Origin of the sequence: Cellvibrio sp. UBA7671, from assembly GCA_002483145.1 — a bacterium.
GTDB classification, from domain to species: domain Bacteria; phylum Pseudomonadota; class Gammaproteobacteria; order Pseudomonadales; family Cellvibrionaceae; genus Cellvibrio; species Cellvibrio fibrivorans.
Genome location: DLHJ01000016.1, coordinates 440,825 through 453,553 on the forward strand (window position 1 = coordinate 440,825; position 12,729 = coordinate 453,553).

A 12,729-nucleotide genomic window follows, 5' to 3' on the forward strand; every position below is an offset into this window, starting at 1 on the left:
AATTATTCATCGCTTTCCAACAGTTCACGATATTCACTTGCATCGAGTGCTTCATCAAGTTCAGCCAAATCATCAGGCTTAACGCGGAAGAACCAGCCATCATCGTATGGTGAGCTGTTAACGGTTTCTGGGGCATCTTGCAGTGCTTCGTTAACGGCAACGACTTCACCTGATACCAGCGAGTAAATATCGGAAGCTGCTTTAACGGACTCCACTACGCCTGCTTCTTCGCCCAGTGCTATGCGGGTGCCGACTTCCGGGGTTTCTACATACACCACATCACCCAATGCATCTTGTGCATGGTCGGTAATGCCGATGGTGACTGTGCCATCTTCTTCAACTCGCGCCCACTCGTGGCTGCTCAAATATTTCAGTTCTTTGCGAATATCACTCATGATCTTGTTCCTGTGGTAGTTCCGATAAGAATTTTTAAACGATCAACGTTATGGTCAGATAAGGGCTTTTCCATTGCGTACAAAATTGGGTGCGACTACCTCGACGGTGACTTGCTTGCCGCGCATCTCGACCTGACAGTGGGCGCCTATGCTGCGGGGCACTCGCGCTAAAGCAATAGAATAGCCCAAGCTGGGCGAAAATGTCCCGCTGGTGATTACGCCTTTTTCATCGCTACCTTCCACTGTGACGATCTGTTCAGCGCGCAACACACCGCGTTCGCGCAGTACCAATCCCACCAGCTTTTGGGTTGATCCAGCTGCCTTTTGTGCTTCCAATACCGCGCGGCCGATAAAGTCGCGTGAGTCTGGTTGCCACGCAATAGTCCAGCCCATATTGGCGGCGAGTGGCGATACGGATTCATCCATCTCATGGCCGTAAAGATTCATACCTGCTTCGAGTCGCAAGGTATCCCGTGCGCCCAAACCGCAGGGTGCGACACCTGCATCGGCCAAAGCCTTCCAGAGGCTTGCTGCTGCTTCGTTTGGTAGCATGATTTCCAGACCGTCTTCGCCGGTATAACCTGTGCGGCCAATAAACCAATCGCCCGCAGGCAGGCCTTGGAATACTTGCAGGTTAGCGATAATCGCCGCCTGTTCAGCGCTAAGCAGCGATGAGGCGATGCGAATTGCATCTGGCCCTTGCACCGCGATCATCGCCAATTCAGCGCGCTCGGTTATTGCGACAGAGAACGTCTTTGCAACTTGATTCATCCAGGCGAGGTCTTTCTCGCGGGTGCTGCAGTTAACGACAACGCGGTACCAATCGCCGAGGTTATAGACGATCAAATCATCGATCACACCACCATCATGATTGAGCATGCCGCTATAGAGTGCTTTGCCGAAAAGCGCATCCAGCTTGGCAACGTCGTTAGCAAGCAGATATTGCAGATAGGCTTTGGCATCGCCGCCCGTTACATCCACCACAGTCATATGGGAGACGTCAAACATCCCCGCCGATTGGCGCACCTTATGGTGCTCCTCGATTTGCGAGCCGTAATGAAGTGGCATATCCCAGCCGCCAAAGTCCACGAGTTTGCCGCCCATGGCTTGATGGGTGGCATAGAGAGCGGTTTTGTTGCCCATTGGAATACCTGCGCAGAAGGGTGGGTTGGAAAAAGGGCGCCATTCTAGGCGGGCGGGCGGATGCTGTCCAACGAATCGGCGCGGGCGATAACAATGCCGGCGCCGATAGCGTGTTTAGCGCCCGTAGTAAGCGGTAAAGCTGGCTTGGCCGATACGATTGGCGTTGATCATGTAGCCGATCAGTGCGGCGGTTGCATCGGAAGGGACTTCGATTTTCTCGGTTTTTAGCGCATGTAGGGTAAAAATATAGCGGTGCGGTTTATCACCCACTGGTGGGCAGGCGCCACCAAAACCGGGTGCTCCAAAATCGGTGCGGCCTTGCAGGCTGCCCACAGGGAGTTTTTTGCCATCCGCCGTACCAACACCTGCTGCTAATTTCGTGGTGGTAGCGGGTAGGTTATAAACTACCCAGTGCCACCAGCCAGAGCCAGTAGGTGCATCCGGATCGTAAACCGTGAGTGCAAAACTCTTGGTGCCTTCGGGTGCGTTAGCCCATATCAATTCCGGTGAAATATTGTTGCCGGTGCAGCCAAAGCCATTGAATACCTGATCGGCTCCGAGGGTGGACTCTGGTTTTATCGTCGGGCTGGATAAGGTGAAATCGGCCGCTGCAACCAGGCTATTTAAAGCCAACGCACCGAATAATCCCAATGCGATTTTTACATTGCGTTTTTTCAACATGGTTTACTCCTTTTGTTTGTTAGTTCAGTTATTGCTTTCAGGTTTTGTAGGCGTATCCGCCGGTGCATCCGATTCGACTGCATCACCACCGTCTTGATCCGGGTTATCTTTTTCGGAGCTCTTTTTTTCAGCGCCGTCTTTTTCAGGATTGTCTTTGCGCTCCCCATCAACTTTTTCTTTCAGGCTTTGCATATCCGCCATAAACTCTTCCAGGCTGTGATCACGGCTAATACGCACTGCCGGTGGATAAATGCGGCTCATATAAAGCTCATCCGACAAGTGATTGCTCGCTTGGTATTCCTTGGTCATGGTGATAGCGGAACCCAGGATCGCGATGGCCGCCAAGTAGATTTTTAAGCGGTTCGGACGTTTATTCCCCGCAGTCAGAAAATGGAAATAGAGCACAATCGCGCAAATAAAAATAAGCGGATGTACGCTAAATGTGAGCAGCGCTTCCCAACTGAATGCATAGGCAACCAAGCCGCTGAGGTGTTCCCATAACTCCAGAAATGCCAGACCCGCACTGGCAATAAATAAATGGCGACCAAAACGTGCGTGGCCGGTAAACAGTTTGCCAAACAGCGCCCAGATTCCACTCCAGCCAATCGCAAAACCAAACACACTGACCAGCTCCAGCAAGTATTTGCTGAGCGTGCCTTGATTGAGATCTGCGAGCCAGGTGCTTAACAGTCCAGTTACTAACAACAAGGCCAAACCAGTAAGTGCTGGTAGCAAACCTTCCCAGCGGTGGTTGGTCAAATCGGTTACTTCTGCGGCCACTTTGTAGTCGGCTGTGCGAATCCGCAATCGTGTGTGGCCGAGGCGATAAATATTATCGCCGCCCACAACAAAAAAATTCTCACGGGTATTGGCGTAAGTGATGCCGTTGTAACTGCCTAAATCCGCGATGATCAGTTCATCCAGTTGATTCAATTCAATCTGCGCATGATGCGCGGCAGTATGTGGGTCATCGAGAATAATATCGTTGTCGTAAGCGCGGCCAATGGTGATTGGCAGATGCGTCACTTTGCTGCGATGTAATACTTCGCCATCAGGTGTTAATTGCTCAACAAAAATGGAGTGGCTCATTGTGCGGCCTCCATAGTGTCGGATTTATTTTGCGCTGATTCAGTATTGGAAGTGTCGCTTGCATCAGTTTTAATGCTGTCATCGAGTACAGGTTTTGTTTCGTCATCCGTTTTTGTGGTGCGATCAATTCCCTGCAAAAATTGGTTAATTAATTTCGTGCCGTTGCCGTAGGAGACGCCTTGGATATTGATCATACTTTGCAAACTTTTTTGGCTGTCGTCAGTGCTCGCGGTGATCAACGTGAAATCGTAGAGCTCCTTAAATTTGTGATAAGCCTCGGCGCATACCAGCGCGCGCAGCGAAATATTATTGTGTTTAATAAAATCTTCTGTGCAGGCTGCGGGTGTAATGGTTTCGCTTTTTGCTGTGCTATACACCTGGCCGTTAAACATATTGGTGGCGAGCTGCGCAAACTGCATGGCGTTGAGGTTTTTATTGTGTGCATATTTGTGATGCATGCTGATATGACCGGTTTGCATGTCACCCGATACAAAAATCGCCGATTCCATCGAGCAGTTGATGCTCGCAATGGTGTAGGCCTTTTTCGCCGAACTGTCAGTATTGCCCCAGCAGCGCACTTGGTCGGATTCGCGCACCGGAACACGATAGGGTCCTAAATCTTTAATGCTGAATGGTTTCTCCAATAATTTATCCACCATCACCGCTTGGTGTTCCAGCAACTGTTCACCAATCACCGGTTTGAAATCGGTAGGTGGTGTCATATCGCCCGTCACGCGTGCGAGCAATGCTTGTACATAGCGCACCGGAACCAAAAAACTTACCAATTCGCCGTCTCGCCGATGCGCAACATTTACACCGGCGACTTGTCCGTCTGCGGTCACATTGGGGCCGCCACTCATGCCTGCGTTGACTGGGCCGGTAAACATCAGTTGGTCGGAAAAACCGCGTGCGCTGATACCGTTATAAGTGCCTTCAGAAATGGTAAACCCCAAATCGAGAGGATTGCCGAGCGAATATAAATGTTGCCCTTGATTTAATTTCACCAGTGCGGGTTGCTCGCCGCCATTGACAGCGTGCGGCACTTTGAAAAAACCACTGCCATTGCGCGCAATGCGCACTACAGCTAAATCGTGCAATACATCGACTGCCAGTAATTCAAGCGCACCACTCTTACCGCTGGTGTCCTTGTATTCACCAAAATAGGTTTCTGGCTCCAGCGCAATTTGCGATACCACATGGAAATTGGTCACGACCAAATTCGAATTGCCAATTAAAAAGCCCGAACCAACCGAAGATTGGCTATTGCCGTTTTTCAGCAATACGCGCAACTGCAGTAAGTCTTGCTGGGCAGAAGCATAGAGTTGCTGGGCGGCAGACGATGCAAGGGGTGGGGCAGTTTCAGCCAAGGCGGGCATACTCAAGCTGATAGCCAATGCGATGGCGTGGGTCAGCAGGCGATAGGAAAAGCTCATGAAAATCCTTGCAGCAATTAGGGTAATAAAAAAAGAGTCAGCATAAACGGCCATAGGCGATATAAAGAATCATCGCGGTAAAGGATAGTGGCTGTGACGGGATAGTAGCGACTATTTCTCTACCCAGGTAGCAAGATTTGTCTCGCTCGCTGCAAATGTTGCATTGCAAGCGGACTAATACGCCCGTGTATCAGCGGCGGTTCAATCTAGCTTGCCTAGTGATCCGGCGTGCGCGCCAAGGCCCAAATGTCCACCTGTTTGGCGCCGGCTTTAAGCAATAGTTCACTCAAGGTGCGTGCCGTGGCGGTGGTGGTGACGACATCGTCAATCAGCGCAATCTTCGCAGCTTGGATTGTTAACGAATTTGCCGGTTTTATGCTGAATGACTGGCGTAAATTCTTTAACCGCTGTGCGCGGCTTAACCCTTTCTGCGAATGGTGATAATGCTCTTGTCGGCAGGCTGACAGCACTGGAATCTCCAGGTGTTTACCTACCCAATAGGCCATAAGCTCGCTCTGGTTAAACCCGCGCTGCCAGCGTTTTCGCCAGTGGATAGGCACAGGCACTAAAAAATCCGGGCGCTCACTGTGCCTGCAGGTCTCGGCCAGCAAGCGTGCGAGTAGCTTGCCGCTGCTCAGCTGGCGCCGGTATTTAAACTGGTGAATCAGGTGGTCAAGTGGATGCTCGTAACGAAAGGCGATACTGGATTGGCGAAAAGCTGGCGGTTTTTGCAGGCATTTTCCGCACAAGGCGGCATCGCTGGTTAGTGGCAGGGCGCAGCAGCGGCATAAAAAGGGTTCGCGGTTCAAGCGCGGTAGGGCGGCATCGCATTCGGGGCAGAGTAGCTGAAAGTCGGCGCTGGCGAGGCCGCACATCAAGCAAGGGGCTGGCAGCAGGTGGTTGAGCAGGTTGGTGAGGGTCAAGCGCAGCATAAAAATCCCTATCAAATACATCCTTGGTGGTGGCATTGTCGATATTGCCTGCGCTTTTGTCAAAATGGAGTTGTAAACCCGAATTGAGCTTTTGGGTTGACAGCTTTTTTTGCTCAGTTAAGATGCGGTCATAGTCCGAACACTTTTGCCCAGAACACAATGGAACGCACCTATGAATGCCAGCCTTGCTCCGACCATCAGACACGATTGGACCCGCGCCGAAATCACCGCCCTGTTTGCACTTCCCTTTAGCGACCTGATGTTCCAGGCGCAAAGCGTGCACCGCGCCCATTTCAATCCCAATGAGGTGCAGGTCAGCACGCTCTGCTCGATCAAAACCGGCGCCTGCCCGGAAGACTGCGCCTATTGCCCGCAGTCAGCCCGTTACGACACCGGTCTTGAGCGAGAAAAGTTGATGGCAGTGGAAAAAGTGATTGAGGAAGCCAAAGCGGCCAAAGCGTCCGGTGCTACCCGCTTCTGCATGGGCGCCGCCTGGCGCTCGCCGAAAAACAAAGATATGCCCTACGTGACGACTATGGTGCAGGGTGTTAAAGCCTTGGGTCTGGAAACCTGCATGACGCTTGGTATGCTCGACGAATCACAAGCGCAGGAATTGGCTGATGCGGGTTTGGATTACTACAACCACAACCTCGATACCTCGCCCGAATACTACGGTGAAATCATTACTACCCGCACCTATCAAGACCGATTGGAAACCCTGGCCAACGTGCGCAAGGCCGGTATGAAAGTCTGCTGCGGCGGTATTGTCGGCATGGGTGAAGAAGAAAATGATCGCGCCGGTCTGCTGCAGCAGCTTGCCAATATGCCGGAACATCCCGAATCTGTGCCCATCAACATGCTGGTAAAAGTCGGCGGTACGCCATTGGAAAATGAAGCGGATCTCGATCCGTTTGATTTTCTCCGCACCATCGCCGTCGCCCGTATTTTGATGCCGCAATCGCACGTGCGCCTCTCTGCTGGTCGTGAGCAAATGAACGAACAAACCCAGGCGATGGCTTTCCTCGCTGGCGCTAACTCGATTTTCTATGGTGAGAAATTACTGACTACGCCCAACCCTGAAGCCAACAAAGATATGCAGTTGTTCAAAAAGCTCGGCATCAAGCCCGAAGCTTACGAAGTGCATGAAGATGAAAGCGAGCAGGAGGCATCGATAGTGCATCAGTTGCAAGAAGCGGCAATGGATTCGATGTTTTACAACGCTGCAAAATAAGTTTCACTTTGTGATTATCCCTACGGCGGGTTGCTTCGCTAACCCGCCCTACGCGTGCTTACTCATGTCTTCTCATCTCGATCAAACGCTCGCTCCCGCCCTCGCCGAACGCCGCGCAGCGTATCTTTATCGTACGCGCAAATTGTTGCAGTCACCGCAAACACCACAAGTAGTTGTTGATGGCAAAAACTATCTCGCGTTTTGTAGCAACGATTATTTAGGTTTGGCTAATCACCCTGATGTTATTGCGGCCTTGCAAAAAGCAGCTGAAAAATTTGGTGTGGGCAGCGGTGCATCGCATTTGGTTGCCGGGCACTCAAGCGAACACCACGCATTGGAAGAAGAGTTAGCCGCTTTTACCGGCCGTGAGCGAGCATTGTTATTTTCCACCGGTTATATGGCCAATATGGGCGCAATTACCGCACTGGTCGGTCAAGGTGATGCGGTATTTGAAGACCGTTTAAATCATGCGAGTTTGTTGGATGCCGGTTTATTAAGTGGTGCACGCTTCCAGCGATTTTTGCATAATGATTTGGAAAATTTGCAACACCGTTTGGATAAAACCGATGCGCAGCGAAAATTAATTGTCGTTGATGGTGTATTCAGTATGGATGGTGATTGCGCGCCCCTGCCTGAACTCGCCGCACTTGCGCAAAAAAATAATGCCTGGCTGATGGTGGATGATGCACACGGTTTTGGATGCCTTGGAAAAACTGGTGCAGGCAGCGCGGAATATTTTGGGTTAACGCAAAGCCAGTTGCCAATTTTAATGGGTACGCTCGGTAAGGCCGCTGGCAGTTTCGGCGCATTTATCGCGGGCAGTGAAACTTTAATCGAAACGCTTATCCAATTTGCACGCCCCTATATTTATACCACTGCTATGCCGCCCGCCGTCGCCGCTGCTACACGGGCTAGTCTGCGTTTAATCCAAACCGAACACTGGCGGCGTGACCATCTCAACAACTTAATTGCGCATTTTCGCGCAGGCGCACAAGCGCTGAATTTACAGTTAATGGATTCGTTTTCACCCATCCAGCCGATTGTTATCGGCGATGAAGCCAAAGCTTTATTAATATCGCAAAAATTGGCCGAGCGCGGTATTTTAATTATTGCCATTCGCCCCCCCACAGTTCCTGTAGGCAGCTCGCGCTTGCGCATCACTTTTTCCGCAGAGCATAGCATTGCTCAGGTAGATCTCTTACTAGCTGCATTGGCTGAAATCATGCACGAGGTCGCGCATGATTAATCTGGTGTTAATTCACGGCTGGGGCTGCGATAGCCTCACCTGGCAACCGATATTGGAATCCCTGCAATCATTCGCCACTATTACCTTGATTGATTTACCCGGCTTCGGCGCAAGCCCTGTATTGCCGGAATTTTCGCTCGCTGCAGTGCTCGATAAGATTGCTGCGCAATTGCCACAAGATGCGGTTGTGATGGGCTGGTCACTTGGCGGTATGCTTGCGGTGCAATTGGCGGCGCGCTTTCCAGAGCGTGTCCGAGCGGTAATTACCTTGGCGGCCAACTTAAAATTTGTGGCTGCTCCGGATTATCCCGCCGCTATGCCGGCGGAAATCAATCGCCAATTTAACCAAAGCTTTGAACAAGACCCACAGGCAACCCTGAAATTATTTTGCGGTTTGTTGGCGCAGGGCGATGCAGAGGAGCGCAACCTGTTAAAACAATTGCGCCGCAATGACACAGGTTCAGTGACCGATAACTGGTTGCAAGCATTGCAGCTATTAACGGAGCTTGATAATCGCGTCACCTTTGCACAGCTCACGCAGCCTGGTTTGCATTTGTTGGCTGAAAAAGATGCGCTGGTGCCGGTGGCTGCTGCAGAATTAATGGCGCAGATCAATCCGCAGCAAGAAATCCAGATTTTGGGAAATACCGCTCACGCTTTGCACTGGAGTAAACCGCATGTGGTGATTGACGCTATCGCCCGGTTTGCGAAAGAGAAAATTCTGTCGGTTGCCGAATTGGATGCAACCTCCTTGAATGAAACACCGCTGGATAAAAAAAAGGTTGCCCGTTCATTTAGTCGCGCTGCAGCAACCTACGATTCAGTTGCGCAATTGCAGCGCGATATAGGCGCGCAGTTATTTACACAGCTTCCTGATGGATTACCAGCGCAGTCGGTGGTGGTGGATCTGGGCTCAGGTACCGGATTTTTCACGCGGCAGTTAGCGGTGAAATACCCCGAATCTCAACTTGTGGGTTTGGATATCGCGGAAGGTATGTTGCATTACGCAGCGCAGCAGCAAAAAGAAATAGCATGGATGTGCTCAGACGCAGAGTTGTTGCCTTTAGCTGATAATAGTGTCGATCTCATTTTTTCCAGTCTCGCGATCCAGTGGTGTAACAATTTGCCGCAATTAATGGCGGAGCTTGCGCGTGTGCTTAAACCGGACGGGCAGCTGCACATTGCGACGCTCGGGCCGCACACATTGCATGAATTAAAATCTGCATGGGAGCAGGTGGATGATTATGTGCATGTGAATCGCTTTCAATCGCAGAAACATATTATCTCTGCTGTTAAGTCGGTGCATATGGCAGTGGCTGATGCGCAACAAGAAAATCGTATTCTTTATTACGATCGTTTAAGCGAATTGACCCGCGAGCTAAAATCGTTGGGTGCGCATAATATTAATTCTGGTAAGCCGGAAGGCCTAACTGGGCGCTCGCGTTTGCTTGCGTTTAAAAAAGCGTATGAAGCATTTCGCACGGAGCAAGGTTTATCTGCAACTTACGATGTCATTTATTTAACTGCAAATAAAGAGGCGGCACACAAACATCATGGCTAGAAAAGCATTTTTTATCGCAGGTACGGATACTAACGTTGGTAAAACGTTAGTTGCAGCAGGTTTGCTGGTTGCGGCAAAAAATCATGGCTTGAAAACGGCTGCGTTAAAACCACTTGCTGCGGGTTGCGAAAAAACCGAAGCGGGTCTGCGCAATGCTGATGCGCTTTTATTGCAATCAGTCATTACCCAACCGCTGGTGTATGAGCAAATAAATCCTATTGCATTGGAATCTGCCATTGCTCCGCATATTGCCGCACAACAAGAGAAGCGGGTTTTATCGGCGGATCGTCTGGCAGGATTTTGTCGCGGCAGCTTAAATCAAGTCGATTTTACCTTGGTGGAAGGTGCGGGCGGCTGGCGCGTTCCGTTAAATCCGCAAGAGACGCTGGCCGATGTGGTAAAAATTTTGCGCTTGCCGGTGATATTGGTGGTGGGTGTGCGTTTGGGTTGTATCAATCATGCGCTCTTAACGGTAGAAGCGATTCGAAACGATGGTTTGCAATTGGCGGGTTGGGTAGCCAATTGTATTGATGCGGATATGCCGGTGCTGCAAGAAAATATTCACAGCTTGGCAGCGCGCATACCAGCGCCTTGTTTGGGGGTGGTGCCCTGGTTGGAAAGTGCGGTACCCGAAACAGTTGCGAATGCGCTTGATCATGAATCATTGGCGCACTTTTTTTCCATGTGAATCGCTAATCGTCATGTCTATATTTGTTCGTAATTTTGCGATTTGGTTTTTTATCCTTTGCGCGCTTGCGGGTTGCACCTCTATGCCTGCAAAACAAAAAATTCCTGTCGCCGGTACGGAGCACACTATCTATTTTATTTATCGCGAATGGCATACCAGTATTTTAATTGATGCAACAACCGTCGCGCGCCACAGCCGTTATTTGCAACAAGAGGCTGCTAACCAACGCTATATTCGCATCGGCTGGGGCGATGGCAATTACTTTACCGGCAAAAGTAAAACCTTCGGTTCTGCAACCAAGGCACTGATCGCATCGAGCCATTCAGCGCTGCAGGTGATTGCCTATGCGCAGCCGCCGTTTGCATCCATCCCGCCGGAGACCCGCGTGCCCATCGCCATTACTGACAAGGGGGTGCGCAAGTTGATTCGCTCTCTGGATAAATCCTTTGCGCTGAATGAGTCTGGCCAGGTGATTCCTTTGCAGGCCTATGTGACCGATGCGGGTAACTTCTATCAGGCGAGCGGCCATTACAGCCTGTTCAGCAACTGCAATACCTGGAGTGGGCGCGTCTTGCAGGCTGCCGGGTTGCCGGTGCGCAGCGGCTTGCAGCTGACTGCCCAGAGCATCTTTGAGCAGGCGCGCGCTATCTCTGAATATCAGCAAACCCTTGGTTTGGTTGGAAAAAGCGAATAGTTTCAAGTTATATCGCTGGTTTTTTTAAGCCAAACTCGTCTTAAAAAGGCGATAGTTAAGCGGCAATCCCGCCTGTTTTTTAAGCATTTCCCGGCGTAAACTATTACATAAGGTTGGGGTAGTGTTTTTTTACTATTTCCCTTTGGTCTCATTCTTGATAGCCAACTTTAAGAGGGCAAACTGATGGACGTAGGTTCTGTAGTCAACCAGGGTCTGATTGGTATGCAAAAAAGCCAGTCATCGATGCTGCAATCAGCACAGCAAATTGCGCAGGCCGGCACTACCCAGCGCGATAACCCACAAGCAAATGATGTTGTTGAGCCACTGATTAACATCAAAGCCCAAAGCCAGGTATTTGATAGTTCTGCCAAGGTGGTGAGAGCTGCCGACGAAACTATAGGTACATTGTTGGATATCAAAGCCTGAAGGTAATCGGTTTCGAATTCTGTGAGGTGAGTTGAGTGATCAATAATGTCCCGTCTAACTTCGCCAATACTGTAGCGCCGTTTGTGCCTATGGGACGAGCGCCTGTTGGTCAGGAAACTACTGATCTAAAATCGTCCACCTTTCGTCCCACTGAACAAATGGCTGAAGCGGGACGAGGGCAAAATCGTCGTCTGCCCGATGAGCGCCCCAACGATGACGTCGAGCGTGACCGTGTTGGACGCGGTGCGCAAGGTGGCGATCAGGCAGTGCAAGATGCGGCATTGAAGCGCCGTGCAGAGCAGGAGCGTCAACAGGCTGAGCGCGAGCAAATTCAGGTATTGGCTGCGCGCGACCGCGAAGTGCGTGCCCATGAGCAGGCGCATGCGGCGGTGGCGGGCCAGTATGCCAGCAGTCCGACCTATTCTTTTGTGCGCGGCCCTGATGGTGTTAGTTACGCAGTGGGCGGCGAGGTGCAAATTGACACCAGCCCTATTCCCGGTGACCCCGAGGCGACATTGCGCAAAGCGCAGCAGCTGCGCAGGGCGGCAAATGCTCCAGCGGAGCCATCATCGCAAGACACTAATGTGGCCGCACAAGCGGCGCAGATGGAGCAGCAGGCACGTGCTGAGTTGCGCGAGCAGAAAACGATTGAGGCGGAGCAGCGCCGTGGAGACATTGGCGAGGCTACTGGGCAAAATCAGCCTGCTGGCGCTGGTGATTCACAAGACGCTGAACGCGCTCGGGCAAAAGCCGAGGATGAAAAGCAGCGGCTGGCGGATGAGGAGGCGCGGTTGCAAGCCGATCAGGAACGGTTTGAAGCTGAGCAGCGTCTGTTGGATCAGCGTCAGGCGCGCGCAGAATTTTTTAACGAAGGTGCCAAACGCAATATAGATCTCAATCGTCGCTTGATTGAAATTGGTGTGTTCAACTCGGAACCCGGCATAGGCAGTTTTTTGAATAAAACCGTTTAGTGTTAATGGAGCTGTCATTTTTTGTTGCTAATTTTCGTTATGAGTGCGCGGTCTGCCGTCTAATTAAACGCATCGCTCAATAAAGCATCCAGATTGGCTTTTGTTGTGTTCAAGTGTTGATTTTCCTTGACCGCATATAGATGTCTCCCTATAATTCGCGGCCTCACTTGAGCAGTTGGCAAATGTGAGTTTCAGTCGCGGGGTGGAGCAGCTTGGTAGCTCGTCGGGCTCATAACCCG

Annotated in this window: 13 protein-coding genes and 1 tRNA gene (1 of these 14 running past the window's edge); 8 read left to right on the plus strand and 6 right to left on the minus strand. The window is 51.0% G+C overall.

What is annotated here, in order from left to right; translation table 11 throughout:
• Positions 1–2: 2 nt before the first annotated feature.
• From gcvH to B4E62_RS17730, 6 genes are all read right to left on the minus strand, one after another.
• Positions 3–395, minus strand: coding sequence for a glycine cleavage system protein GcvH (gcvH, locus tag B4E62_RS17705; RefSeq protein WP_310067475.1), 393 nt, complete (start codon positions 393–395; stop codon positions 3–5).
• 54 nt (positions 396–449) lie between these two features.
• Positions 450–1,538 (minus strand): glycine cleavage system aminomethyltransferase GcvT, encoded by a 1,089-nt coding sequence (gene gcvT / locus B4E62_RS17710; protein ID WP_331352988.1) that lies wholly within the window; start codon positions 1,536–1,538, stop codon positions 450–452.
• 114 nt (positions 1,539–1,652) lie between these two features.
• Positions 1,653–2,219, minus strand: a complete 567-nt coding sequence (locus B4E62_RS17715; RefSeq protein ID WP_331352989.1) for a YbhB/YbcL family Raf kinase inhibitor-like protein — start codon at positions 2,217–2,219, stop codon at positions 1,653–1,655.
• A 24-nt stretch (positions 2,220–2,243) separates the two neighbouring features.
• Positions 2,244–3,308 carry an FHA domain-containing protein gene (locus tag B4E62_RS17720; protein WP_331352990.1) on the minus strand — a complete coding sequence of 355 codons (1,065 nt, stop codon included), beginning with the start codon at positions 3,306–3,308 and terminating at the stop codon, positions 2,244–2,246.
• Positions 3,305–4,741: a serine protease gene (locus B4E62_RS17725; RefSeq protein WP_331352991.1), complete on the minus strand. Its 1,437-nt coding sequence runs from the start codon at positions 4,739–4,741 to the stop codon at positions 3,305–3,307. The genes B4E62_RS17720 and B4E62_RS17725 overlap by 4 nt, the downstream gene beginning before the upstream one ends.
• Positions 4,742–4,956: 215 nt before the next feature.
• Entirely contained in the window at positions 4,957–5,673 is a 717-nt protein-coding gene (locus tag B4E62_RS17730) for a ComF family protein (RefSeq protein ID WP_310067465.1), read from the minus strand.
• A gap of 172 nt (positions 5,674–5,845) precedes the next feature.
• Between B4E62_RS17730 and bioB the strand changes: the two genes are divergently transcribed.
• From bioB to B4E62_RS17770, 8 genes are all read left to right on the plus strand, one after another.
• A complete protein-coding gene (gene bioB / locus B4E62_RS17735) occupies positions 5,846–6,904 on the plus strand; it encodes a biotin synthase BioB (RefSeq protein WP_310067463.1) in 1,059 nt (352 codons plus the stop codon).
• Positions 6,905–6,968: 64 nt separating this feature from the next.
• Positions 6,969–8,150, plus strand: coding sequence for an 8-amino-7-oxononanoate synthase (gene bioF, locus B4E62_RS17740; protein WP_310067460.1), 1,182 nt, complete (start codon positions 6,969–6,971; stop codon positions 8,148–8,150).
• Complete coding sequence (bioC, locus tag B4E62_RS17745) at positions 8,143–9,711, plus strand: malonyl-ACP O-methyltransferase BioC (protein ID WP_331352992.1); 1,569 nt, start codon at positions 8,143–8,145, stop codon at positions 9,709–9,711. The genes bioF and bioC overlap by 8 nt, the downstream gene beginning before the upstream one ends.
• A complete protein-coding gene (gene bioD, locus B4E62_RS17750; protein ID WP_331352993.1) occupies positions 9,704–10,399 on the plus strand; it encodes a dethiobiotin synthase in 696 nt (231 codons plus the stop codon). Before bioC ends, bioD begins: the two co-directional genes overlap by 8 nt.
• Before the next feature lie 82 nt (positions 10,400–10,481).
• Entirely contained in the window at positions 10,482–11,093 is a 612-nt protein-coding gene (locus tag B4E62_RS17755; RefSeq protein WP_331352994.1) for a DUF2459 domain-containing protein, read from the plus strand.
• 183 nt (positions 11,094–11,276) lie between these two features.
• Positions 11,277–11,519, plus strand: a complete 243-nt coding sequence (locus B4E62_RS17760; RefSeq protein ID WP_310067452.1) for a hypothetical protein — start codon at positions 11,277–11,279, stop codon at positions 11,517–11,519.
• A 35-nt stretch (positions 11,520–11,554) separates the two neighbouring features.
• Complete coding sequence (locus tag B4E62_RS17765; RefSeq protein ID WP_331352995.1) at positions 11,555–12,490, plus strand: putative metalloprotease CJM1_0395 family protein; 936 nt, start codon at positions 11,555–11,557, stop codon at positions 12,488–12,490.
• A 196-nt stretch (positions 12,491–12,686) separates the two neighbouring features.
• Positions 12,687–12,729 (plus strand) — tRNA-Met (locus B4E62_RS17770); it runs 29 nt beyond the window's last position.

What these genes read in the sequence shown, in the direction of transcription:
- gcvH (WP_310067475.1), bottom strand. Translation starts at nt 395, where the DNA reads ATGAGTGATATTCGCAAAGAACTGAAATATTTGAGCAGCCACGAGTGG.
- gcvT (WP_331352988.1), bottom strand. Translation starts at nt 1,538, where the DNA reads ATGGGCAACAAAACCGCTCTCTATGCCACCCATCAAGCCATGGGCGGC.
- B4E62_RS17715 (WP_331352989.1), bottom strand. Translation starts at nt 2,219, where the DNA reads ATGTTGAAAAAACGCAATGTAAAAATCGCATTGGGATTATTCGGTGCG.
- B4E62_RS17720 (WP_331352990.1), bottom strand. Translation starts at nt 3,308, where the DNA reads ATGAGCCACTCCATTTTTGTTGAGCAATTAACACCTGATGGCGAAGTA.
- B4E62_RS17725 (WP_331352991.1), bottom strand. Translation starts at nt 4,741, where the DNA reads ATGAGCTTTTCCTATCGCCTGCTGACCCACGCCATCGCATTGGCTATC.
- B4E62_RS17730 (WP_310067465.1), bottom strand. Translation starts at nt 5,673, where the DNA reads ATGCTGCGCTTGACCCTCACCAACCTGCTCAACCACCTGCTGCCAGCC.
- bioB (WP_310067463.1), top strand. Translation starts at nt 5,846, where the DNA reads ATGAATGCCAGCCTTGCTCCGACCATCAGACACGATTGGACCCGCGCC.
- bioF (WP_310067460.1), top strand. Translation starts at nt 6,969, where the DNA reads ATGTCTTCTCATCTCGATCAAACGCTCGCTCCCGCCCTCGCCGAACGC.
- bioC (WP_331352992.1), top strand. Translation starts at nt 8,143, where the DNA reads ATGATTAATCTGGTGTTAATTCACGGCTGGGGCTGCGATAGCCTCACC.
- bioD (WP_331352993.1), top strand. Translation starts at nt 9,704, where the DNA reads ATGGCTAGAAAAGCATTTTTTATCGCAGGTACGGATACTAACGTTGGT.
- B4E62_RS17755 (WP_331352994.1), top strand. Translation starts at nt 10,482, where the DNA reads ATGCCTGCAAAACAAAAAATTCCTGTCGCCGGTACGGAGCACACTATC.
- B4E62_RS17760 (WP_310067452.1), top strand. Translation starts at nt 11,277, where the DNA reads ATGGACGTAGGTTCTGTAGTCAACCAGGGTCTGATTGGTATGCAAAAA.